This is a genomic window from Actinomyces capricornis, from assembly GCF_019974135.1.
GTDB classification, from domain to species: domain Bacteria; phylum Actinomycetota; class Actinomycetes; order Actinomycetales; family Actinomycetaceae; genus Actinomyces; species Actinomyces capricornis.
The window spans coordinates 3,052,506-3,076,427 of the sequence record NZ_AP025017.1 but is presented as its reverse complement, the minus strand read 5'-3'; the positions used below and the strand labels follow the sequence as shown (position 1 = coordinate 3,076,427).

The following is a 23,922-nucleotide window of genomic DNA, read 5'->3' as shown; positions in this document are numbered from 1 at the left end:
CGGGTCGTTGCGGCGCCTGGTGCGCCGCCTCGGGACCCACCATACCGCCCAAGGCAATAAGGTCGAGACCTGATGAGCCGCCTGTTCAGGCAGGAAATATACGCAGACGGCAGAAGTGCGCCTCCCAGCCCCCTCAGGTGGAGGATTTCCCAGCCAGAGCACCGAATTCTTTCACAGAACATACAGAATTCGCTGTTCTCGCCCTGCCGGCAGTGCTCTTAACGATGGGCGCGAGCCCTCAGGGCGCGATCCAGGTCATCGGCACAGGCCAGCACCAGGCGCCGTAGAGCGGCAGGGGCGCCCGGCCGCGCATCGAGCCAGGCCCGCACCGCCCGGGCCTCCTCCTGACTCCCGCAGGCGGGGAACAGCCCGCGCACCAGGCGGGTGGCCATCTCCTGGCTGCGCTCCGCCCACAGATCCTCCAGGCTCTCCAGGTAGGCGGGGGTCCAGGCGGCCCGCAGGTCGTGGTGGGCATCGACGTCGAAGGCCGCGATGAGGGCGTCGGCCTCCTCATTGCCCAGGCAGGCGTCCTGGAGCAGGCGGGTGACGAGATCCTCCTTGGCCTGCGCGCTCGGAGCGCTGGAGGAGGCCTGGAGGTGGCGGCTCAGGCCCCGGGCACCGGGGTCGCGGCGCAACTGGTCCTGGAGCTCCTGGGAGGTGACCGCCCCCAGGCGCGCCAGGGCGATGAGACCGCGCCAGCGCAGGTCGTCGTCGAGCACCAGTCCTGGAACGCCGCCCTCCAGCAGCTGCCTGATGCGCGATGAGGCGCGCCGGCTGGAGCCCTCACCGGCGGCGCGGCCCTGGCCGGCGGCCTCCAGCCAGGCGCGTGCCCGCACCAGCTGGGCGCCGCTGCCCGGCTCACTGGCCAGGAGCAGCCCCCAGGCCTGGTCCCCCAGGAGCGGCTCCAGGCACTCCGGGCGCCGGGCCGGGTCGGTGTAGCGCATGGCCGCCTGCAGGGCCTGGGCCAGGATCGTGGCCAGCGTGGTGTCCCCGGTCTCGTCGTCGGCCTGGGTGAGGACGGCCTGGATGAAGCGCTGGGGCTCCAGGCGGGCGTCGCGCACGAGGTTGTGCAGCATCGACCACCACAGGGAGCGCGCCATGGGGTCCTTGAGACGCGCCAGACCGCCCAGGGCGCACTCCAAGGAGCCGGAGTCGGGGCGCACGACGGCGTAGGTGAGGTCCTCGTCATTGACCAGCACCATGTCAGGGGCCGGCAGGCCAACCGCCTGGTCGACCACGGCCATGGGACCGTCGAGCTCGACCTGCAGCCGGTGGGTGCGCACCAGCTCTCCCCCGCGCTCGGCGTACAGGCCCACCACGAGGGTGTGGGGGCGCACGACCGCCTGACCCGTGGTGGGATCGCTGCCCTCCTGGGTGAGGGTGAGGGAGGCGATGCGCCCCTCCTGGACGAGGATCTCGTTGCTGAGGATCGAGGGGCCCGCGGTGTGCAGCCAGGCCCGCGCCCAGGCCTCCATGTCCCTGCCGGAGGCGGCCGACAGGGTGCGCAGGAAGTCGGCGAGGCTGGCGTTGGCGAAGGCGTGCTCGGAGAACCAGGCGTTGGCGGCCGCCAGGAAGACCTCCTGGCCCAGATGGGCCACGAGCTGTTTGAGGACGGAGGCGCCCTTGGCGTAGGTGATCCCGTCGAAGGCCTGGCGGGCGGCCTCCACGTCCTCCACCTGGGCGACGATGGGGTGGGTGGTGGCGGGCCGGGAGTCCTCCAGGTAGGCCCACGCCTTGCGCGAGGAGGCGAAGGAGGCCCAGGCCTCCTCATGGCCGGCGGCCTGCTCCTGGGCCCACGTGCCCTGGTGGTCGGCGAAGGACTCCTTGAGCCAGGTGTCCTCCCACCAGCGCGGGGTCACCAGGTCGCCGAACCACATGTGGCACATCTCGTGCAGGATGGTGTTGGCCCGCGCCCCGCGCTGTGCGCGCGTGACCGGCCCCTGGAAGAGGTAGGCCTCCTCGTTGAAGGTCACGCAGCCGGGGTTCTCCATGGCGCCCAGGTTGTACTCGGGCACCAGGACCGAGTCGTAGGAGCCCCAGGGGTAGGCCGCCTGCCCGTAGACCCGGTCGTAGAAGTCCAGCCCCCTGGCGGTGAGGTCCATCAGCTCCTGGGCGTCCAGGTGCCGGGCCAGGCTCGCGCGGCAGGACCAGGACAGCGGGACGCTCAGCCCGGGGTGCTCCGAGCTGTGCCACCGCCCCTCCACGCGGTGCCAGGGCCCGGCGGCCAGAGCGGTGAGGTAGGGGGGCAGTGGCCTGGTGGGGGTCATGAGCGTGCGCGCCGCGCCGTCGGACCGCCCGCCATCGCTGCCGGTGGCCGGCGACGCCGTCTCAGGGCGGCCGTTGGACAGCACCGTCCAGTCCCGGGGATACGTGAGGCTCAGGCGGAAGACGGCTTTGAGGTCGGGCTGGTCCATGCAGGGCCAGGCCCGCCGCGCATCGGAGGGCTCGAAGTGGGTGTAGAGGTAGGTGGCCCCATCGAGCGGGTCGTGGAAGCGGTGCAGGCCCTGCCCGGAGTTGGAGTAGCGGCCCCGGGCCCTCACGCGGACCAGGTGCTCGCCGGCCTCGAGCGCCGGCAGCGCGATGCGGACCCCGTCCCACTGGGGCTCGGCCGCCTGCCCGTCAACCTCCAGGCAGTGGACCTCCTCGCCCAGGAAGTCGACCCACAGGCCCTCCACGGCCCCGGGCGCGCGGAGGACCAGCTCGGTGCTCACCGCGAAGCCCGTGGCCTGCCGGTCCGGGGCGCTGGTGAGGTCGATCTCGACCGACATCCGCACCACCGCCACATGCTCGGAGCGCCACAGGGCCTCCTGGCGGCTGAGGCTGGTGGGCGAGTCCGGGCGAGGCGGGGGTGGGCAGGTCATCGTGCGGCGTCTCCTCAGTGGTGCGCGGGGCCAGCAGGGGTCGAGCAGGGGTCGGGGGCCTGAGTCCTGCGTCAGCGCCGCCTCAGTCCCACTTCTCCTCAGGGCGGCCCGGCTCGGCCCACAGGACGTGGTAGACGCCCTCGGGGTCGTCGACCCGGTGGTAGGTGTGGGAGCCGAAGAAGTCGCGCTGCCCCTGGATGAGGGCGGCGGGCAGGCGCTCGGCCCGCAGCTGGTCGACATAGGCCAGGGAGGAGGCGAAGGCCGGAGCGGGCACACCGGTGAGGGCCGAGGTGGCCACGACCTGGCGCCAGGCGGGCAGCGCCGAGGCCAGCGCCTCGGACAGGCCGGGGGCGGTCAGGAGGCTGGGCAGGGCGGGGTCCTGGGCGTAGGCGCGGGTGATGTCCTCCAGGAAGCGGGCCCGGATGATGCAGCCGGCGCGCCAGATGGTGGCCATGTCGCCCAGGTTGATGTCCCAGTCGTAGCGCTGGGAGGCCGTGGCGATCTCATCGAAGCCCTGGGCGTAGGCGGCGATCTTCGAGCCGTAGAGCGCCTGCTTGACCGAGTCGATGAAGGCCTCCCGCTCCTGGGCGGACAGGGGCTCGCGGGGGGTGGTCCCGGCCGGGATGGCGGCCGCGCGCACAGCGGCGCGCACCGGCGCCGAGGAGGAGGCCGCCCGGGCGAAGGTCGCCTCGGCGATCGCGGGGACGGCCACACCCAGCTCCAGCGCGGTCTGGGTGGTCCACACGCCGGTGCCCTTCTGGGAGGCGGCATCCACGATGACGTCGACGAAGGGCTCGTCAGTGGCCGGGTCGGTGCGCGAGAGGACCTCGGTGGTGATGTCGATGAGGTAGGAGTCGAGCTCGGAGTCCTTCCAGGAGCGGAAGACCTCGGCGATCTCGGGCACGCTCAGACCGCCGACGTGGCGCAGCAGGTCGTAGGCCTCGGCGATGAGCTGCATGTCGGCGTACTCGATGCCGTTGTGCACCATCTTGACGAAGTGGCCGGCGCCGTCGGGGCCCACATGGGTGCAGCAGGGCATGCCGTCGACGTGCGCGGAGATGGACTCCAGCATGGGGCCCAGGCGCCGATAGGACTCCGCGGTGCCCCCGGGCATGATCGAGGGGCCCAGGAGGGCGCCCTCCTCGCCGCCGGAGACCCCCATGCCCACGAAGTGGATGCCGCGCTGGCGCAGGGCCTCCTCGCGGCGGCGGGTGTCGGTGTACAGGGTGTTGCCAGCGTCGACGATGATGTCTCCGGGCTCCATGAGGTCGGCCAGCTGGGAGATGGCGGCCTCGGTGCCGGCCCCGGCCTGGACCATGATGATGGCCACGCGGGGAACGCGCAGGGAGGCCACGAAGTCCTTGAGCTCGGAGGCCGGCACGAAGTCGCCCTCGGAGCCGTGGCGCTCCATGAGCCGCTCCGTGCGCGCCAGTGTGCGGTTGAACACTGCGACGGAGTGACCGTGGCGGGCCAGATTGCGGGCGAGGTTGGCGCCCATCACCCCCAGCCCGTAGACGCCGAGGTCGGCTGAGGAGGCTTCGGGGGTGAATCCGCTCATGAGTGGCCTTTCGGTGCGAGGTGGCGGTTGAAGGGGGCGCTGGCGCTCCCGGCGCCCTGGCGGACCATGAGGTCCCCCAGGGGCCCACGGAGCGACCCTACCGCGCCCGGCACCCCGGACGAAGGCCCGCCGCCCGACACCCCGGACCGGGCAGGGGCATCCGCCGGCGCTCCCGGCGCCCGCCTGGACCATCGCCGTAGGATGGGGCCGGTGTCCCAGCCGGGGCGCCGCCCGATACCGGGCCCGACATCAGCCCGACACCAGGAAGGCTCGCGTGCCCCACTCAGACTCCGCCCCGTCCTCCGCCTCCGCGGATCGCGCCGCCCCCCAGGGCGACCCGCAGGACAATCCGCTGCTCGACAGCCGCGACCTGCGCCTGCCTCGCATCGCCGACCCCTGCGTGCTGGTCATGTTCGGCATCACCGGCGATCTGGCCCGACACAAGCTCCTCCCCGCCATCTACGACCTGGCCAACCGGGGGCTGCTCTCCCCCGGCTTCTCGCTGGTGGGCGTGGGGCGCCGCGACTGGAGCGACCAGGACATGCGCGACTACGTGGAGCAGGCGGTGCGCAGCGGCGCCCGCACCCCCTGGCGCCCCGCCATCTGGGAGCAGCTGGCCGCGGGGATGCGCTTCGTGGAGTTCAGCTCCTTCGAGGACGACTCGGCCTACGAGACCCTCACCCGGGTGGTCGCCGAACTGGACGCCACCCGCGGCACGGCAGGCAACCGGGCCTTCTACCTGTCCATCCCGCCGGGCTGGTTCCCCGCGGTCACCGAGCGCATCGCCCGCTCGGGCCTGGTGGACGAGGCCGACGGGTCCTGGCGCCGGGTGGTCATCGAGAAGCCCTTCGGGCACGACCGCGCCTCGGCCCGTGAGCTCGATGAGCTCGTGGGGCGCATCGTGCGCCCCGACGACGTCTTCCGGGTGGACCACTACCTGGGCAAGGAGACGGTCCAGAACATCCTGGCCCTGCGCTTCGCCAACACCATGTTCGAGCCGCTGTGGAATCAGCGCTACGTGGACCACGTCCAGATCACCATGGCCGAGGACATCGGCATCGGCACCCGCGCCGGCTACTACGACACCATCGGCTCGGCCCGCGACGTCATCCAGAACCACCTCCTGCAGCTGCTGGCCCTCACCGCCATGGAGGAGCCCACCTCCATGGCGGCCTCGGCGGTGCGCGCGGAGAAGGAGAAGGTGCTGGCCGCAGTGGTCCTGGAGCGCCACGGCGAGCTGGACCTGGACCGCACCGCCTCCCGGGGCCGCTACGACTCCGGCTTCCAGGGCGGCCTGCCCGTGCGCGGCTACCTGGAGGAGGACGGCGTGGCACCGGATTCGCGCACGGAGACCTATGCGGCGCTGCGCCTGGAGATCGCCAACCGGCGCTGGGCGGGGGTGCCCTTCTACCTGCGCGCCGGCAAGCGCCTGGCCCGGCGGGTCACGGAGGTCGCGGTGGTCTTCAAGCAGCCGCCCTTCCTGCCCTTCACCCCGGCATCCACCGCGGGCGTGGGGGCCAACACGATCGTGCTGCGCATCCAGCCCGATGAGGGCATCACCCTGCGCCTGGCCTCCAAGGTGCCGGGCACGCAGATGGAACTGCGGGACGTGTCCATGGACTTCGGCTACGGCGCGAGCTTCAACGAGGAGTCCCCCGAGGCCTACGAGCGCCTCATCCTGGACGCCCTGCTGGGAGACGCCCCGCTGTTCCCCCACCAGCGGGAGGTGGACCTGTCCTGGAGGATCCTCGACCCTGTTATCGAGCACTGGGCGGCCTCGGGCAGCCCGCAGGGCTACCGGCCCGGCTCCTGGGGGCCCGCCAGCGCCCACGAGCTGCTCGCCCGCGACGGCCGCTCCTGGAGGCGCTCATGATCACCCGGCTCTCAGCAACCACGACCGCCCGGATCGTCTCCGAGCTGCTGGAGCACAGCGGCAGTGCCGGCGCCTCCCGGGTCCTGACCCTGGTCATCCCCACCGATGACCAGGGCCTGGACGAGGCGCTGTGCGCCGCCCACGGGGCCAGCCGCGACCACCCGTGCCGCGTCATCGCCGTCGTGGCCCCCGCCGCGCAGGGCGAGGGCGGGGCCGGACAGGGCCATGCGGCCCACGGCCCCGCCGGCAGCGCCGGGCACCTGGACGCCGAGATCCGCGTGGGCCACGACGCCGGCGCCGGCGAGACCATCGTCCTGCGCCCCTGGGGGGAGGCGGCCGAGCACACCGACACCCTCGTGGTGCCCTTCCTGCTGCCCGACGTCCCGGTGGTGGTGTGGTGGCCCGAGCAGGCCCCCATGGTGCCCTCCGAGGACCCGCTGGGGCGCCTGGGCAGCACCCGCATCACCAACACCCCCGCCCAGGAGCACCCGGACCGGGCCCTGGCCGCCCTGGCCCCGGTCTCGGTGCGCGGCGACATCGACCTGGCCTGGACGCGCATCACCCTGTGGCGCGCCATGGTGGTCACCACCCTGGACTCCGCGCTGCGCGGGGGCAGGGTGGAGCGGATCACCATCACCGGCCAGCCCGAGAACTCCTCGGTCTCGCTCATGGCGGCCTGGCTCGGGCTGCGCCTGGGAGTGGAGGTCACCCGGCTCGATGAGCAGGGATTCCTGGGCATCGCCACCATCACGGCCCACACCTCCCAGGGCGATATCATCATCGCCCGCCACGACCATGAGCGGGTGACCATCACCCGGCCGGGCACCGGCGAGCCCCAGGTGGTGACCATGGCGCGGCGCGAGCCGATCACCACGCTCAACGAGGAGCTGCGGCGCCTGACCCCGGACCTGGTCTACCACGAGGTCCTCACCGCCTTCAGCCAGGAGTACGCCCATGAGCAGCACTGAGGTCCCAGCCGGCCCCGCCGCCCACGGCGGGCAGCGGGACGCGCAGGCAGAGCTCATCGCCGCGGCCGCGGCCGGGCTGCCCGCACCCCGGATCGTGGTGGCCCCCGGGCTGGAGGACGCCTCGCGGCGTGCGGCCCAGGAGACCGCCGGGATCCTGGAGCGGGCGGTCGCCCACCGGGGCGTGGCGCACCTGGCCCTCACCGGCGGCTCGGCCGGCGTCACCCTGGCCGACATGCTCGCCAAGCAGCTGGGCGCCCTGCCTGCCCCGGTGCTCGGCTCCATCCACCTGTGGTTCGGCGATGAGCGCTTCGTGCCCCGGGGCGATGAGCAGCGCAACGACCTGCTGGCGGCGCCCCTGGTCCGGGCGGGCATCCCCGAGTCCGCGGTGCACCGCCTGGCCGGGCCGGAGCAGGTGGCCGGCCTGGAGGAGGCCACCGCCGTCTTCGCCCGGGAGCTGGCCGAGCACGGCCCCCAGGACGGCTCCTTCGACGTCATCCACCTGGGGCTGGGCCCCGACGCGCATGTGTGCTCCCTGTTCCCCGCCCACCCCGCGGCGCTGTGCACCGGGGCGATGGCAGTGGCCGTCGACCACTCCCCCAAGCCGCCCCCGCAGCGATGCTCCCTGACCTTCGAGGTCATCCACCGCGCCGGGGCGGTCATGGTCGTGGCCGGGGGTGCGGGCAAGGCCCAGGCCGTCTCCGCCTCCCTGGGCGCCCCCGACGCCGTGGCGGCGCCGGCCTCCTGCGCCCGCGGGCAGGCCACCACCTGGTATCTCGATACCGCGGCGGCCGCGGGTGCGCCCTCTTAGGACCCCGGGCCGGGGCCGGACCCCGCGCCGAGTCCGGCGATCGGCCTCCGGGCCGCTGGGACGGCATGCCCTGCTCCTGCCCGCTGTGGCGCTGCTCCTGGCCGCCGCCCCGGCCCACTCCCCCGCTCACGGGGCCGCCCAGGATCCTGGTGCGGCCGACCCCGCGGCCCCGGTCCCCAGTCAGGACCAGCCGGCCTGGGATGATCGCGGCAGCCGGGTCCTGGGGCCCCAGGAGGCGCTCAGCGCCCTGGAGGCCCTGCCCGAGGACTCCCCCGCACCCCAGTCCTGGGGGCAGGGCGGCTCGCGCAAGGGCTGGTTCGGTGAGGCGTGGCTGGATGTCGACGGGGATGGCTGCGATACCCGCAATGAGATCCTGGCCAGGGACCTGAGCCAGGCCGACTACTCCCGCGCCCCCGGCATCCAGGGCTCCCAGGAGGCCCGCGGTGCGGGCGCGGGCGTCTGCCCGGATGCCACCGTGTGGTCCGGGACGCTCCAGGACCCCTACACCGGGGACACCATCGCCTTCCAGCGGGGGCAGGACACCTCGGCGGCGGTGCAGATCGACCATGTGGTGCCCCTGAACTACCTCTACGCCCACGGCGCCTGGTCCTGGCCGCAGCGCACGCGCCTGCTGGTGGCCAATGACCCCCTCAACCTGCTGGCGGTCGATGGGCAGGCCAATGAGGCCAAAGGCGCCTGCGGTCCGGCCACCTGCCCCATGGGCTCCAGCGAGACCGGCACCTGGCAGACGGCGGCGGGCCAGGGCTGGTGGCCGGCGAACCGCGAGTACCGCTGCCACTACGCCCAGCGCTTCGTCTCGGTGGCCTCCGCCTATGGCCTGGGGCTGCCCCAGCAGGACCGCGATGCCCTGCGCACCGCCCTGAGCGACTGCCTGGCCGGGGGCGATGGCTCCACCTCGGTGCTGGAGGAGGCCGCGGGCACGGCGCGCCAGGTCGGCTCCCGGGTGGCCGGCAGCACTGTGTACCTGGGCCTGGTGGCGCTGGGCGCGCTCATCCTGGGATGGGGCCTCATCGTCCGGGGTGCTCGGGGCCGAGGGCGCCGTGGTGCCCGCAGGCGCTCACGGCCTCGCCGCTGAGCGCTTAGGATGGCGCCATGACCAGGGCACAGCACTCGCGTGGCGGGCAGGCGGCCTCCGGCTCCCCTCCCGGCGCCTCCTCCGGCGGCGCTGCAGCCGCTGAGACCGCTGGGGGCCCGGCCTCGACGAGGATCGACGTGTGGCTGTGGAGCGTGCGCCAGCTCAAGTCCCGCTCGGCGGCCACGGCTGCCTGCCGGGCGGGGCATGTGCGCATCAATGGGGAGACGGTCAAGCCCGCCCACCGGGTGGCGGTGGGCGATGAGGTGCGCCTGCGGGTCGATGGCTTCGACCGCTTCCTGCGAGTGACCCGGATCCTGACCAAGCGGGTCGGTGCCCCGATCGCCCGCACCGCCTACACGGACTTCTCCCCTCCCCGGCCCTCGCCGCTGGAGGCGCCTGCGGCGATCATCCGCGATCGGGGCGCGGGCCGGCCCACGAAGAAGGAGCGCCGTCAGCTCGATGCGCTCATGGGCCGCCGGCCCTCCTGAGCGCGCCCTCCAGGCCCCGCTCATCGGGCCCCGCCGCTGCTACTGCCGCATGCGGGCGAGCAGTTCGTTGATGGTGCGCAGCACGCCGTCCTCGGTGTTGGCCGGGGCGGTGTAGGCGGCCACGGCATGGATACCGGGGTGGGCGTTGCGCATGGCGAAGCCCAGCTCGGCGTGATCGTAGAGGTCGAGGTCGTTGAGGTAGTCGCCGAAGACGGCGGTCTGGGCGGGGGTGATGCCCAGGCGCTTCTGGAGCGCGGCCAGGGCCCGGCCCTTGGAGGCGCCCGGGGACATCATGTCGGTCCAGTGCCGGCCCGAGACGACCGTCTGCACCCCGGGCACGGCGGCGGTCAGGGTCTGGGAGGTGCCCTTCTCGACGTCGTCGAAGTCGTAGACGGCGATCTTGATGACGCTGGTCAGGGGCATGTCCATGAGGTCGTCGACGACCTCCAGGGCCGCATAGTAGAGGGAGGCCTGGTCCAAGAAGGCGGCGTCGCGCCGCTCGACATAGGCGCAGTGCTTGCAGGCCACGACGGCGCCCACGTCATAGCCGTCCATGCGCAGGTCGCGCACCGTGGTCACGGCTGCGGCGGCCTGCTCGGCGGTGATGGTCTGGGAGTAGATCTCCTGGCTTCCCTGGACCACCAGGGTGCCGTTCTCGGCGATGACGGGGGCCTCGTCGATCTCGGGTCCCAGGACGGAGCGCAGGTTGGCGAGCTGGCGCCCCGAGGCGGGGGCGAAGAGGACCCCGGCGGCCCGCATGGCCGCCAGGCACGGCACCAGCCCGGCCGGGGGCAGGCCCTGGCCGTCCATGAGGGTGCCGTCCATATCGCTGACGATCAGGCGCAGGTCGATGGACTCCGGCAGGGGCGCGGCGAGCTCGGGCTCGAGGGGTGCGTGCTTCACTCTCCCATCCTCTCAGGTCCGGCAGCCTCGGGCGGAGCAGGAGCGCCCCGCCTGCCGTGGGCGGTGCTGGGCGAGCCCGGCGCCCGGGTTCTGGGCGAGCATGCGGGTGCGCCCGGGGCTGAAGGACCCCGGGCGCACCCGCATGGGGATGGCTGCGTCCTGCGCAGCATCCTGTCAGTCGTTCTGACGGTGCGGCCTCAGCTGTGGCGACGACGGCGCCACATGAGGAACAGGCCGGCGCCCACCAGCGCCTGGGCGAGGAAGGCCGCGGCGATGCTGGTACCCGTGTTGGCCAGGGTGGGGCCGCCCGGGGTGCCGCCTCCCGCGGTGACGACGGGCGCACTGGCCGTGACCACCGGGCCCGTGGGGGCGCCCGCGGTCTGGGTAGTCGTGCCAGTGGTCTGCACCGTGGTGGCAGGCGCGGTCGGGGCTGGAGTCGTCGCCTCCGTGGCCGGGGCGCTGGGGGTCGCCGGCGGCGCGCTCTGGGTGGCGGGCGGGGCCGCGGGTGCCGAGGTGGAGGGCACGGGGGCGGGTGCCGTGGTCGTCGGCGGGGCCGGCGGCTGCTGGCTCGTGGGGGGAGCCGGGGGCGTGGTCGTCTCCGGCGGGGTGGTGCCCGTGCTGCCCCCCGTGCTGTCACCATTGCTGCCGCCCGTCTGGGTCAGCGAGGAGGTGTCCGCGTAGGCCGCGAAGTTCTGGGTGGCGTACCACGAGCCCTTGGAGTCCTGGGCGAAGCCGATGCCGATGGCGTTGGCGTTGGGGTCGACCATGTTCTTGTAGTGGCCCGGGGAGTTGAGCCACAGCTCGAACATCATGGTGCCCAGGTCCGCGGTGGACGAGGGGCCGCCGGTGGTGGCGATGTTCTCCGAGGCGCCGCTCCACCCCTTGGGGTAGGACTCGGAGAAGGAGGGGTTGTGCTCCAGGAAGCCGCCGGCGGCCATCTGCTCGGTCCACCCCTGGGCGACGTTATCCAGCTCGACGAAGCGGGTGACCGGCTGCAGGCCCTTGCTCGCGCGCAGCTCGTTGACCTTGTCCAGCACGGTCTGGGCGTAGCCTGCGCCCTCAGCGGTGATGGCGGTGGGCCGGATGCCCACGGCGGCGGGCGGCTCGGCCTGGACCGCGGCGGCGGGCGAGGCCAGAGCGAGCGGGGCGGCGGCCAGGACGGCGGCTGCGATAGCACGCTTGATCATCATGGTTGTTCTCTCTTGCTCGGGGCGCGGCATCGCGGAGGTGATCCCGGAATCCGGGGATCGGCGTCGATGCGCGGTGGAACCTGCAGTGGGCCGTCGAGCCCACTGCCTCCAACCCGATGTACTCAACCACACCCATGGCGTTATCCGCGCGTGATCCGACCGTGACCTTTCTGACGCCGTTCATGCTGAAGATGAGATGACAGAACCCGGTGCCTCCTGGTAGATAGGCTCCACCTGCACGCCCTGCTCCTTGTAGTAGCGCTCCAAGAGCACCATCAGCGCGGCGCACCATCTCACGCGCGGCTGGGGAGGCAGGAAGAGGGAGGCGCCCGGTGATGAGCCCGGGCTCACCGCTCCCCCACGCCGCCCACACCCCCGGCAGGACCCACGGCCCCATCCTGCGGCAGCGCGACCTTCGGCTTGGCCCAGGAGCGGCCACGGGTGTCCTTGAGGATGTCGTACTCGGCCTCCACATGGGGCTCGATGGCGCTGTACTTGTCGTTCGGCGCACCGATGACCAGCTGGAAGCCCAGGCCCCGCCACGCGCCGATGGCCCGCCGGGTGAAACGGGCGTCGGCCTTGATGAGGGCCTCATCCAGGAAGACCACGGCATAGCGGGGCCGGGCCGCATCGGCGTCGCCGAGCTGGTAGCGCAGGGCCGCCCCCACGATGAAGGCGATGAGCTCCTGGGACTCCCCACCCGACTTCTCCCCGATGTGGTCGTAGAGGGCCGCATGCTCCTTGGTGCGGGCATGGATCTTCTCGGCACTGATGCGCACATGCGTGCGGACATCGATGAGCGTGGCGACATCGGGGGCATCGCGGCGGATCCTGTCGATGAGCCGCGACATCCGCCCATAGGCCTGCTCGCGCTCCGGGTCGCTGCTCGCCGCGTCGATGAGCGCTCGCACCGCCCGCAGCTCCTTGCGGAAGCGGCGCCGCACCTCGGACTGGTTCTCGTGCAGGGTGATCTGCAGCCGGTGGTCGTCGTCGTAGAAGGGCAGATCCTCCATGATCCGGTTGACCGGCGCGATGCGCTCCTGGATCTCCCGCCGAGCCCGGCTGAGCGCGGAGTCCAGGTTGGTCAGGTCATTGCCCGACAGGCGCAGGAGGCTGTTGCGCCACTGGGCCTCCAGCTCGTGCAGGCCGCTGGTCTCCAGGTCCTGGAGGATCCGCTCGAAGTCCTTCAGGGAGGTGTCGGGGTCGGCCCGCAGGCTCGGGTTGGGCCAGGCGTCCAAGAAGCCCTCCAGCGTGCGCCGCAGGGCCTCGCGCTGCTGGCCCACGGTGTCCATGGCGGCGCGCCGGTCCTCCTCCACCAGCCGCGAGGCCGTGGACAGGGCGGCGTCGAAGCGCTCCAGCCGTGCGGCGCTCGACGGCGCAGCCGCGGACGCGCCGCCCCCAGCAGTGCCCTCGGCCCCCGTCTCCGTCCCGGCCCCAGTACCGGGATCCTCCAAGGGGAAGCGGGCATCGAGGTAGGCCTCCTCCTCATCACAGAACCCGATCCCCTGCTCCCGGGCCTCATCCAGTGCCGTCTGAGCCTCGTCGACAGCGTCGGTGTTGGCCGCCCACTGGTTCTCGACCTGCTCCCGCCTGGCCTTGGCCCGGCCGATCTCCTCGCGCAGGCCCTCGACCCTGGCCTGCAGGGCGGCGCAGCGCTGCTGGAGCGCCGCGATCTGGGGGCTGGAGGAGGAGGCCTCGGCAATAACCTCGCTCCACCGCTGGCGCTCGCGCTCCACGGAGGCCACATCGATCTGCGCCCAGTCGGTCTCCACCACCCTGGCGTAGGCACCGTGGCGGGCCTCCATGGCGTCCAGGTCCTCCTCGGCCCGCGCCTGCTCCTGCGCAGCGCGAGCCGAGCGCTCGCGCAGGGCGGCGATGTGCTGGTCCAGCTCCTCCAGGCGGCGGTGGGAGGAGAAGCCGAGCACATTGCGCCCGCCCTGCCCACCGTGGGCGCCACGGCCGCCCTGGGACACCTGGCCGGTGAGGGTCAGGGCCCTGGGGTGGTCGCGCAGCTCGCGCGCGGAATCGACGCAGATGAAGCCGAACTGCTGCTCCAGGCGGTCCTTGAGCCAGCCGGTGAAGACGGTCTCACGGTAGTCCAGGCGTCCCGGCAGGCTGCGGGGATCGAGCTCCCCCCGGCGCTCCAGGCCCGTGTGGGCCCCCTCGTAGCGCAGCCGGACAGGCGTGCGCACCCCATTGATGGCCTCCCGGAAGCGGTCCAGGTGGGCGGCATCGATGAGCAGGGTGGTGGCGAAGCCGCCCAGCGCCAGGTTGAAGGCCTCGCGCCACGGCTCGAACTCGGCGCGCACCTCCACCAGCTCACCCACGAAGGGCAGCTCGGAGGCGCTCAGGCCCACCGCCTCGGCCAGCATCCGCCGCGAGTCGTGGAGGCGGGTGGGGATGCTGTCCTGGCGGCCCCGCGCCAGTTCCCGCTCCACCTGCGCCTCCTCCAGGTCCCGGCGCAGGGCGGTCGCCTGAGCGCGGGCCTCGGCGTAGGCGTTGCGCAGCACCGTGCGGCCCCGGGGGCTGTCCAGCTCGGCGCGCGCGAGCCGGGCCAGGGCGGCGAAGTCCTTCTCAGTGGTGGCCTGCGCCTCCAGGCAGGCGGTGGCCTCGGTGAAGCGCTCGCGGGCCCGGCGCACATCCTCCAGGCGCCGCTCCACTGCCCGCAGCTCGCGCTCGGCGGCCTCCAACCGCCCCCCTCCCGAGTGGCGCACCACCTCCAGGGCCGCCTCGTACTCCGCCTGGGCGGTGCGCGCTGCGGCCTCGCGCTCGCGCAGCACGGCGTCGGCCGCCCGCTTGCGGCTGTGCAGCTCGTCCTCCACCTCCCGCAGCAGGCCCAGCCGGCGCTCATGGCGCCACAGCGCCGCCCGGGAATCCGACTGGGAGAAGGAGCCGATGCGGTCGATGAGCCTCAGGCGCTCGCCGGCCTGCTCGATCCGCTCGCGCATCTGGCGGATGGGGGCCAGGGCCCGCACCTGCTTCTGGGCGGTGACCATGCGCTCGCGGGTGGCGTCGAGCTCGTCGAAGTGGGCCACCACGCCGTCGGCCGCCGCCAGGGTCTCAGGGGCCTCCAGCACCATGCGCTTGTAGAGCTCGTCTACGGTGCTGATCTGCTGGCCCGCCTGGATCCTGGCCAGCAGGCCCATGGCCTTGGCGCCCGAGCCTGCGGCCCCGATGCCCAGCACCGAGTACATGCGGGCCAGGAACTCGCGGTCGGTGGCCATGGTCTCCAGCCCTGCGGCTCTCAGGGCAGGTGCGGCCAGGCGCTGGGCGGCGGCCTCCTCCAGGCGGGCCAGGTCGAAGGGGCCATCGACGACGCCGCGCACCTTGACCGTCTCCTCCAGGGCGCGGGCGGAGGCGGGGATGTACCAGGCGCGCACCGCGGTGAAGCGGGAGCCGTCGTGGTCGGCCCAGGTCATGGACACGGCCGTCCACGTGTCGCGGCCGTCGCCCCGCAGGACGCGCATGCGCGTGCCCTCCTCAGTGCGCGACTCATCGATCTTGCCGCGCCCGTAGGACAGGATGTTGCGCTGGTCCCCGCTGCGGGCCCGCCCCGAGACCCCGCCGTTGGAGGCGCCGTTGAAGGGCGTGGTGTGGGGCATCATGAGCGCGATGTAGGCATCCATGAGGGTGGACTTGCCCGAGCCCGAGCCCCCGCACAGCAGGGTGGCTCCCGGGGAGAAGCGGACGCGGTGGGGACCGCCGTCGTAGCCGCCCCAGTTGATGAGCTGGAGCTCCTCGGCCAGCCACTGCTGCCCCCGGGATTGGGCGGGGATGAGGCCGAAGAGCGTGTCGAGCATGGTCACAGCGGATCTCCTGGGTGCTCGTCGTCCACCTGGCGGGAGGGCGGGACGTCGGGGGGCGCGGGGATATCAGAGGGCTGGAGGGCCTCGGGGCCATCGGCGGCCCCGAGGCGCTCGGGCTCGACGCGCCCCGGGTGCTCAGCCTCGTGCTCCCCCCGGCCCGTGTGCGCGCGCAGCCAGGCGTCGAGCTCGCGCAGGCGGTTGGCGCTGAGGATGATCTCGATGAGCGGGCTGATGAGGTAGCGGCCCTCGGACTCCTCCTCGATGAGGCCCTCGCGGCTGAGCCGGTCCAGGGCGCGGCGGATCGTGGTCTGCCTCCTGGCGGTGTCCCGGTCGCCCTGGGTGAAGTAGCTGAGCACGGTCTGCTCGACCTCTTCGACGTCGATGCGCGCGGCGCTCTCCCCGGCGGTGGACTCGCGCTGGTAGACGGTGCGCAGGTAAACCAGGACGAGGGTCTCGGCGCGCGAGTAGGGCTCGTCGCGCAGCAGGATGGGCGCATCGACGTCCTGGGAGCGGACCTGCTGCTTGTAGGCCAGGCCCCGGTCGAGATCGACGACGAGGCGGATGAACAGGTCGTGCAGACGGGACTCGATGACCTGCTGGTTGTCCAGGAGGATCCTCCACTCCTCGCGGTGGCGGTCGGCCTCCAGGAAGCGCTGCCTGAGCAGGCGCACCAGGACGCGGCGCACCGCCGGCTCCAGGACGCCGCGGTCCCCGGGGAAGCACTGCTCGGTGTCCTCCTCCATGGGGACGGGCTCGAGGAAGGGGCCCTCCTGGTCCCTCGGCGTGCTGGGGCTGCTGGGGCTGTCCTGGCTCACTGGCTGTCCTCCTCGTGGTGGGCGTCCTCGCGCGGGCCACGGGTGCTGGCGCTGACGGCGGCGAAGGCGAAGCGTCGCACGGTGCCGTCGGGGCGCAGGGCCTCGACCACGCTGACCTCCTCGCCCTCGCTCATGCCGTTGCGGTGGGCGATCTCCAGCAGGCCCAGCAGATCGACGGGGCGGCGGATGCCCTCATCGGCCTCCTGGAAGGCCCGGGCCACATCGAAGCGGTCGGCCTCCATGGCGGCGATGTAGCTCTCCAGCTCGCCGTAGTGGGGGCCTCCCCAGGCGCGGGTGTCGGTGTCCAGGAACTCGACGTCGTCGTCCTGGCGCAGCGGCTCGGGGATCTGGGGCGGGTGCAGATCGCTGAGCGACTGGCGCAGGTGGCCCAGGTCCGCCGTCGGCAGGCTGCGCAGCGGGATGGGGGTCTGAGCGCCGCGGGGCTCCTGCATCCAGGTTTGCAGGGAGGCCATGACCGAGCGCAGCAGGTCGTCGACCTCGCGGTCGCGCACGGGGTCGTGGGTGCGCACCTGGGCGGTGATGACATGGGAGGCGCGGCGCTGGGCGGTGAGGACCTCCTCCACGCCCTGCTCCACGCGCGTGGCCACGGCCCGCAGCTCTCGCTGCTGGTCGGGGGGCATGAGCCTGGCGAAGGGGCGGTCCAGCACCGAGCCCAGCTCCTCGTTGAGCCGGTCGAGGCGCTCGGGGTCGCCCAGGAGCCGCAGGGCCCCGGCGAAGGCCCGCCCCTCGGCGGTGGCCTCCATGACGTGCTGGCCGCGCAGGAGGTACTCGCGCAGGACCTCACCGGTGGGCCGGATGTCGCGGCGCAGCTCGGTGACGACGTCGCGCTGCATGGCCTTGATGGACTCGGCGACCCGGGCGAAGTCGGCGGGCAGCTCCTGGGACAGGTGCAGGACGTTCTCGGCCTCCTCCAGGAGCTGGTCGTCGTCGATGGGCTCGACGTGGCCGTGGCTGACGCGCTCGATCTCGGCATCGATCTCGGCGCGCTGGGCGACCAGGCGCGCCATATGGGCCACGGGACTGGTCTCGGCGGAGCGCACGAGCTGGTCGACGCTCTCCAGGAGGGTGCGCACGCGCGAGCGCGAAACGCGGGAGCGGCCCGCTCCGGTGCGGCCGACGATCTCCAGGGCGCCGACGGCGTGGGCGGAGAGCCGGTAGACCTCGGCGCCGTCCTCGATCTGGGGGATGAGCCAGCCCACGCGCGCCCAGTAGCGGCACAGGTCCCGCCCCGAGCCGGTGGGAAGGCCGCGCTCGTCCTCGCCGTAGCCGGCGGCGCGCAGCTGCTCGGCGATGTCGCCGACCTCGGCGTGGGCCTCGGCCACCGGGACCGCGGGGCGCTCGGCGGTGAAGAGCAGGGACAGGGCGGCCACGACGAAGGGGGCGTAGCGCCCGTGGAGCAGGTCGAGGGTCGGGCTCTTGAAGGCCGCCGCCGCGCGCTGGTAGGCGGCCTGGGCTCGGAGCGTGGTCACGAGGGTGAAGGCTAGCGGGTCCGACGCCCGGGCCGCAGCGCCCGGCCGCCACTGCCCTGTGAGGTGGATGGCAGCGCACCAATCGCGTCGATGCCTGCGATGAGCCGAACCGGGTGGTCAGCGCCGCGACTGGCGGGTATAGACCTCTCGCCTGTGCCCGGTGCGCACGACCGTCACCGTCAACTCGGCGTCAAGGATGTCGTAGATGATCCGGTAGTCACCCACGCGGATGCGCCAGGCGGTCTGCTCACCGACGAGCTTCCTCGCCCCATGGGGCCGCGGGTCGTATGCCAGAGCCTCGATGGCATCGAGGATACGTTGGCGAGCGTGCCGCGGGAGCTTCCTGACCTGCCTCACCGCGGCAGTGGTGAAGTTGACGGTGTAGATCATGCGTCCAGGTCACGACGCAGCTCTTCGAGGCTCACGCGCCGACCGTCATCGGCAGCGACGGCCTGGCGGTAGGCCTCGACGTCCTGCGCCATCTCGAGCTCTTCGAAGGCCTCAAGATCGTCGACGCCGATCACCACGGCGGCGAGCCTGCCATTGCGGGTCACGCCGATGCGCTCGCCGGCGTACATCGCCCTGCCGAGCACATCGGACAGGCGGCTGCGCAGCTCGCGGGTCGAGACCTGGGTCGTGATCGTCTCCATGCCCACACCGTACCGCATATGCAACTGTGTACACACAGGCTATGACCTACCGCACTGTACGGTCGTCAAAGTGAACGTGGTGCTCAGGGGTTCAAAAAACGGCTGGGATGCCACCACGCGGCGGGCACCACCAGTGCGCTGGCGTCGGTGGGCGCGTCCATACTGGGGGCATGAGCCACGGACCGGCCGATGAGATGAGCACGAGGGCCGCGGGCGCCCTGGAGGCCTTCGCCCCGGCCACCCGCGCCTGGTTCGAGGACGCCTTCCCCGGCGGGCCGACGCCGGTGCAGGCACGCGCATGGCAGGCCATCGGCCGCGGGGCCAACACCCTGCTCATCGCCCCCACCGGCTCGGGCAAGACCCTGGCTGCCTTCCTATCGGCCATCGACCGTCTGGGGCGCGAGCAGCCGCACAGTGCCTCATCCAGCGGTTCACCCAACGGTTCCTCCAGTGGCTCGCCCAGGGGCTCCGGGGGCCGCGCCGGCCGGCGCGGTGCGGGCAGGGGTGTGCGCGTCCTGTACATCTCGCCGCTCAAGGCCCTGGGCGCCGACGTCGAGCGCAACCTGCGCCGGCCCCTGGCGGAGATCGCCGAGGCCGCTGAGGCACTGGGCGAGCCGGCCGCGCCCATCAGTGTGGCCGTGCGCTCGGGCGACACCCCGGCCGCGCAGCGCCGGCGCCTGGCCACCAGGCCGCCGCAGATCCTCATCACCACCCCCGAGTCGCTCTACCTCATGCTCACCAGCCAGGTGCGCCAGAGCCTGCGGGCGGTCGAGACCGTCATCGTCGACGAGATCCACTCCGTGGCGGGCCAGAAGCGGGGCACGCATCTGGCCCTGTCCCTGGAGCGCCTCGACCTGCTCCTGGAGCGTCCAGCCCAGCGCATCGGCCTGTCGGCCACCGTCAGCCCGCGTCAGGAGGTGGCCCGCCTCCTAGGCGGGGCCCGCCCGGTGACCATCGTGGCCGACGATGCCCCGGCCCTGCCCGAGGTCGACGTCGTCGTCCCGGTCCCCGATATGGCGAGTCTGCCCGCCGCCCCGGATAGGCGCGAGGCGGTCGAGCGGGCCCGGCCCGCAGCCACGGGCCCGAGCCGCGCGCAGGGGGCGGCGCGCTCGGCCGACAGCAGCCGGGCGTGGCGATCGGATCGGGCCCTGCAGCGCGCCATGGCCCGCGAGGCGCCCGGCGCACCAGGCCCCTCGACACCCTCGATCTGGCCGCATATCGAGCAGGCGATCCTCGACCAAGTGCTGGCCCACCGCACCACGGTGGTCTTCGTCAACTCCCGGGGCCTGTGCGAGCGACTGACCGCCCGCCTCAACGAGGCTCACGCCAGGCGGCTGGGCCTCCCCCGGGCCCCGCAGGCAGGAGTACCGCCTCTGCCCCACCACCGGGAGTCCTGGAACGCGGGGGACGCCTCCCACACCCCGGCGCTGCCTGCCGAGGCCCCCGTCATCGCCAAGGCGCACCACGGCTCGGTGTCCAAGGAGCAGCGCCTCGCCGTGGAGGGCGAGCTGAAATCCGGTGCCCTGCGCTGCGTGGTGGCCACTGCCTCCCTGGAGCTGGGCATCGACATGGGATCGATCGACCTCGTCCTCCAGGTGGCCCCGCCGCCGTCGGTCTCCTCGGGGCTGCAGCGGGTGGGGCGCGCCAACCACCACGTGGGCGGGTGCCCCCGCGGCACCATCTACCCCGTCCAGCGCACCCAGCTCATCGACGCCGCCGTCATCAGCGAGGGCATGCGCCAGGGGCGCATCGAGCGCACCGCCCTGGTGACCAACGCCCTGGATGTCCTGGCCCAGCAGACGGTGGCCGCCGCCGCCATGGAGGACCTCGACGTCGAGGCCTGGTTCGCCGCCGTGCGCCGCGCCGCCCCCTACCGGGACCTGCCGCGGCGCGCCTACGACGCCGTCCTGGAGCTGCTGGCCGGGGGCTACGCCTCGGCCGACCTGGCCGACTTCGCTCCCCGGCTGACCTGGGACCGGCAGGCGGGGGCCCTGACCGCCCGGCCCGGCGCCCAGCGCCTGGCAGTGGGCGCCTCGGGCACCATCCCCGACCGGGGACTCTTCCCCGTCGTCCTGCCCGAGGGCGCCGAGGAGGGCGGGCGGCGCCGCGTGGGCGAGCTCGACGAGGAGATGGTCCATGAGACCTCCGTGGGCGACGTCATCACCCTGGGCACCACCGCCTGGCGGGTGCGGGAGATCACCGGCGATCGGGTCGTGGTCGACCCCGCCCCGGGCCGCAGTGCGCGCCTGCCCTTCTGGCATGGCGAGGGGCCGGGCCGGCCCGCGGCCGCCGGCGCGGCCAAGGGGGCCTTCCTGCGCCGGGCCTCCAGCGCCATGACAGCCGGCCCCGGGCCCGCGCGCCTGGGCGAGGGCGTCGGTGTCCCGGAGGACGCCCTGGCCGAGCCGGCCTTCCTGGCCCGCCTGGCCGAGGACGGCCTGGATGCCCGGGCGCGGCGCAACCTCATCTCACTGCTGCGCGAGCAGCGGGCGGCCACCGGCGCCATCCCCAGCGACACCACCCTCGTGCTGGAGCGCGGGCAGGACGAGAGCGGCTCCTGGCGCCTCATCCTCCACAGCCCCTGGGGCAGGCCAGTCCATGAGCCGTGGGCGATGGCGATCCGTGAGCGCCTGCGCATCACCATGGGGATCGAGCCCCAGCTCGTCGTGGCCGACGACGGGATCGTGGTGCAGATCCCCATGACTCAGCAGGAGGTGCCCGGGGCCGATCTGGTCGTCTTCGACGCCGATGAACTCACCCGCCTGGTGCGCTCCAGGATCGGAAGCACCGCCCTGTTCGCCGCCCGCTTCCGGGAGTGCGCCGCCCGCGCCCTGCTCATGCCGGCCGCCCAGCCGGGGAGGCGCACTCCCCTGTGGCTCCAGAGGCTCAAGTCCAGCCAACTGCTGGAGGCCTCTCGGCGCTTCGAGGGATTCCCCATCAGCGTGGAGGCGGCGCGCGAATGCCTCCAGGACGTCTACGACCTGCCCGCCCTGGCCGGGCTCATGGAGCGCATCGCGGGAGGGGCGGTGCGGGTGGTGGAGGCGGCGCCCCACTTCCCCTCGCCCTTCGCCGCCCCACTGCTCTTCGGCTACTCCGCGGCGCTGCTCTACCAGGACGACCTGCCGCATGCCGAGCGCAGTGCCCACCTGCTGTCCCTGGACCCGCAGGTGCTGGCCGAGCTCATGGGCGACGAGACGGCCGCGGAGCTGCTCGACGCAGAGGTCATGGAGGAGGTCGGCGCCCAGCTCCAGCACCTGGCCCCTGACCGCCGGGTGCGCCCTGACGCCGAGGGGGTCGCCGACCTGCTGCGCGAACTGGGGCCGCTGAGCCCCCGGGAGATCGCCGAGCGCTGCCGGGACGCCGTCGAACCCCAGGAGTCTCAGGGCACTCAGGATTCTCAGGCACCGACGGCGGATGGGCCGGTGGGCGGGCAGGCCGATGAGACGCAGGTGCACGGGGCGCTGGCCGTCCTGGAGGGGGCGCAGCGCGCCTTCGCGCTGCGGATCGGGGGGCGCGAGGTGTGGGCGCGCGCCGAGGACGGCCCGGCACTGGGCGAGGCCCTGGGCGCCGTCGTTCCCCAGTGGGCCGGGGCGCGCGACGACGGCGCCGTCATCATGGCGCAGGCCGTCCGCTCCCCACTGGACGAGCTCGTGGTCAGGTATGCGCGCACCCATGCGGTGGTCACGGCGGAGCAGGTAGCGCGGGCCTTCGGGCTGGGGCGGGCGGTGGCGGCCGAGTGCCTGGGGCGCCTGGTCGATGAGGGCGCGCTCATGCGCCTGGGGTCGGTGCTGGGCCGGGAGGCCGGCGGCGAGCGGGAGGCGGCGCCGGGGTGGGTGGCCCCGGAGGTCTTCCGCAGGATCCGCGCCAGGTCCCTGGCGCGGGCCCGGGAGGCGGTCGAGCCGGTGGGGGCGGTGGCGCTCCAGCGCCTGGTCCTGGATCGCGGCGGGCTCAGCGAGCCCCATGGCGGAATGGAGGGCCTGGCCGAGGCCCTGGCCTCCCTGGAGGGGGTGTGGCTGCCGGCGGCGCAGTGGGAGGAGGCGGTGCTGCCCGCGCGGGTGCCCGACTACCGGCCGGCGATGCTCGATGAGCTCCTGGCCGACGGCGAGGTGGTGTGGCAGGCACGCACCACCCGGGACGGGGGCGCGGGCTCCCCCGGTGACTCGGCGCCCCGTGCGCCCGGTGAGATCGCCTTCTTCCCCTCCGACTCCCCCTTGGCGCCCGTGACCGGGCCTATGACTGGGCCTATCACTGGGTCTATGACTGGGCCGGTGGCTGAGGCAGGGGCGGAGCCAGTGGCGGCCTCCGGTGCGGATGCCGGCAGCGCGTGGGAGGCGGCGCTGTCGGGGCGGGCGACGTCGGGGTCCTTCGATCCGGTGCGCCGCGCCCTGCGCCCGGCCGCCGCCAGCCCGCCGGCGGCGCGCAGGGTGCGCTCGCGGCGTGGGCGCTCCCGCTACTCGGCACTGTCCTCGCGGTCCCTGACGGCCGGCGGAGCCACGGGCGCTATCGGCAGTGCTGGCAGTGCTGGCGGTCCCGGCGCCGGGCAGGCGGTGGAGGCGCTGGTGGCCAGTGGCCGGCAGTGGCGGTCCCTGGGCGAATCGGTGGTCGGCGATGAGGAGCGCGCGGTGGCGATGATCGAGTCGCTCCTGGACCGCTACGGGGTGCTCTCCCGCGATATCGCGCTGGCGGCGGGCCTGCCTGGTGGGCTGGGTCCGCTCATGCCGGTGCTGCGCCGCATGGAGGACACCGGCGTGCTGCTCCGGGGGCGCTTCGTGGAGGGCCAGGGGTCCTTCCAACTGGCGGAGCGCGAGACGGTCGAGGCGCTGCGCGCCCTGGCCGCCGGCAGTGAGGCGGGCGGCTCAGGCGGGACCGGCACTGCGGGCCACGGCGCGGGCGGCGGGGGCGCTGTCGTGCTGGAGGTCCGGGATCCGGCCTGCCTGGTGGGGCGGGGTGTGGCCTGGCCCGAGCCAGCCCTGCCCCCTGGCCTGGCCCAGCGGGAGGCGCGGTGCGAGGCCGAGGGGGCTGCGCTGCGCCGTCGGGGCACACGCGTGGTGCTCATGGGTGGCCGCCCGGTGCTGCACGCGGCGCCGCGCATGCGGGGGCTGACCTCGTTCACCCCTGACCGGGGCGAACTCCTCGGCGCCCTGGTGGCCCTCGTGGCTGATGGGCGGCGGGCGGAGCGGCGCGGGTCCCGCCGGGGCGGGTCCCGCCGGTGCGTCGTGGAGGCCCTCAACGGGGTGCCCGCGTTCGACCGGGGAGTCAGCGCCCTTCTCGCGGAGGCGGGCCTGGTGCGCGACCCCCGGGGCATGCGCCTGACCGGAGGCCTCCACAGCCCCTGATCGGCCTGTCAGCGCTCCATCACATCTCATAGCAGAGTCGCTATAGTCCTGCGCATGGCCCGCTTCGATATCAGTGCTGCTCC

The 23,922-nt window shown here is 73.5% G+C and carries 15 protein-coding genes; 6 read left to right on the top strand and 9 right to left on the bottom strand.

The window, feature by feature from the left end; translation table 11 throughout:
* Positions 1-218 precede the first annotated feature (218 nt).
* Positions 219-2,861 carry an aminopeptidase N gene (pepN, locus tag MANAM107_RS12555; protein WP_223909311.1) on the bottom strand — a complete coding sequence of 881 codons (2,643 nt, stop codon included), beginning with the start codon at positions 2,859-2,861 and terminating at the stop codon, positions 219-221.
* Between the two features lie 82 nt (positions 2,862-2,943).
* Entirely contained in the window at positions 2,944-4,419 is a 1,476-nt protein-coding gene (gene gnd, locus MANAM107_RS12550) for an NADP-dependent phosphogluconate dehydrogenase (RefSeq protein WP_223909304.1), read from the bottom strand.
* A 409-nt stretch (positions 4,420-4,828) separates the two neighbouring features.
* Here gnd and zwf point away from each other — a divergent pair, with 409 nt between their 5' ends.
* The 5 genes from zwf to MANAM107_RS12525 all read left to right on the top strand — a co-directional run bounded on the left by zwf (position 4,829) and on the right by MANAM107_RS12525 (position 9,652).
* A complete protein-coding gene (zwf, locus tag MANAM107_RS12545) occupies positions 4,829-6,292 on the top strand; it encodes a glucose-6-phosphate dehydrogenase (protein ID WP_373314107.1) in 1,464 nt (487 codons plus the stop codon).
* Entirely contained in the window at positions 6,289-7,260 is a 972-nt protein-coding gene (locus tag MANAM107_RS12540; protein WP_223909299.1) for a glucose-6-phosphate dehydrogenase assembly protein OpcA, read from the top strand. Before zwf ends, MANAM107_RS12540 begins: the two co-directional genes overlap by 4 nt.
* Complete coding sequence (pgl, locus tag MANAM107_RS12535) at positions 7,247-8,068, top strand: 6-phosphogluconolactonase (protein ID WP_223909295.1); 822 nt, start codon at positions 7,247-7,249, stop codon at positions 8,066-8,068. The genes MANAM107_RS12540 and pgl overlap by 14 nt, the downstream gene beginning before the upstream one ends.
* Before the next feature lie 91 nt (positions 8,069-8,159).
* Positions 8,160-9,164, top strand: a complete 1,005-nt coding sequence (locus MANAM107_RS12530) for an HNH endonuclease family protein (protein ID WP_373314106.1) — start codon at positions 8,160-8,162, stop codon at positions 9,162-9,164.
* Between the two features lie 17 nt (positions 9,165-9,181).
* The gene (locus MANAM107_RS12525; protein WP_223909282.1) at positions 9,182-9,652 is read left to right on the top strand and encodes an RNA-binding S4 domain-containing protein; all 471 of its coding nucleotides are present in this window, start codon (positions 9,182-9,184) and stop codon (positions 9,650-9,652) included.
* Between the two features lie 39 nt (positions 9,653-9,691).
* Here the strand turns inward: MANAM107_RS12525 and MANAM107_RS12520 are convergent, their stop codons facing one another.
* The 7 genes from MANAM107_RS12520 to MANAM107_RS12490 form a co-directional block, all read right to left on the bottom strand.
* Positions 9,692-10,555 carry a Cof-type HAD-IIB family hydrolase gene (locus tag MANAM107_RS12520; protein ID WP_223909281.1) on the bottom strand — a complete coding sequence of 288 codons (864 nt, stop codon included), beginning with the start codon at positions 10,553-10,555 and terminating at the stop codon, positions 9,692-9,694.
* 197 nt (positions 10,556-10,752) lie between these two features.
* Positions 10,753-11,745, bottom strand: coding sequence for a CAP domain-containing protein (locus tag MANAM107_RS12515; RefSeq protein ID WP_223909279.1), 993 nt, complete (start codon positions 11,743-11,745; stop codon positions 10,753-10,755).
* 347 nt (positions 11,746-12,092) lie between these two features.
* Positions 12,093-15,545, bottom strand: a complete 3,453-nt coding sequence (locus MANAM107_RS12510; protein ID WP_223913185.1) for an ATP-binding protein — start codon at positions 15,543-15,545, stop codon at positions 12,093-12,095.
* 2 nt (positions 15,546-15,547) lie between these two features.
* Positions 15,548-16,366, bottom strand: a complete 819-nt coding sequence (locus MANAM107_RS12505; protein WP_223909273.1) for a DUF4194 domain-containing protein — start codon at positions 16,364-16,366, stop codon at positions 15,548-15,550.
* Positions 16,363-17,856 (bottom strand): DUF3375 domain-containing protein, encoded by a 1,494-nt coding sequence (locus MANAM107_RS12500; protein WP_223909271.1) that lies wholly within the window; start codon positions 17,854-17,856, stop codon positions 16,363-16,365. Before MANAM107_RS12500 ends, MANAM107_RS12505 begins: the two co-directional genes overlap by 4 nt.
* A 117-nt stretch (positions 17,857-17,973) precedes the next feature.
* Entirely contained in the window at positions 17,974-18,246 is a 273-nt protein-coding gene (locus tag MANAM107_RS12495; protein WP_179900510.1) for a type II toxin-antitoxin system RelE family toxin, read from the bottom strand.
* Complete coding sequence (locus tag MANAM107_RS12490; RefSeq protein WP_179900509.1) at positions 18,243-18,506, bottom strand: type II toxin-antitoxin system Phd/YefM family antitoxin; 264 nt, start codon at positions 18,504-18,506, stop codon at positions 18,243-18,245. The genes MANAM107_RS12495 and MANAM107_RS12490 overlap by 4 nt, the downstream gene beginning before the upstream one ends.
* Positions 18,507-18,676: 170 nt before the next feature.
* Between MANAM107_RS12490 and MANAM107_RS12485 the strand changes: the two genes are divergently transcribed.
* Complete coding sequence (locus MANAM107_RS12485) at positions 18,677-23,839, top strand: DEAD/DEAH box helicase (RefSeq protein WP_223909268.1); 5,163 nt, start codon at positions 18,677-18,679, stop codon at positions 23,837-23,839.
* The last annotated feature ends 83 nt before the right edge of the window (positions 23,840-23,922 follow it).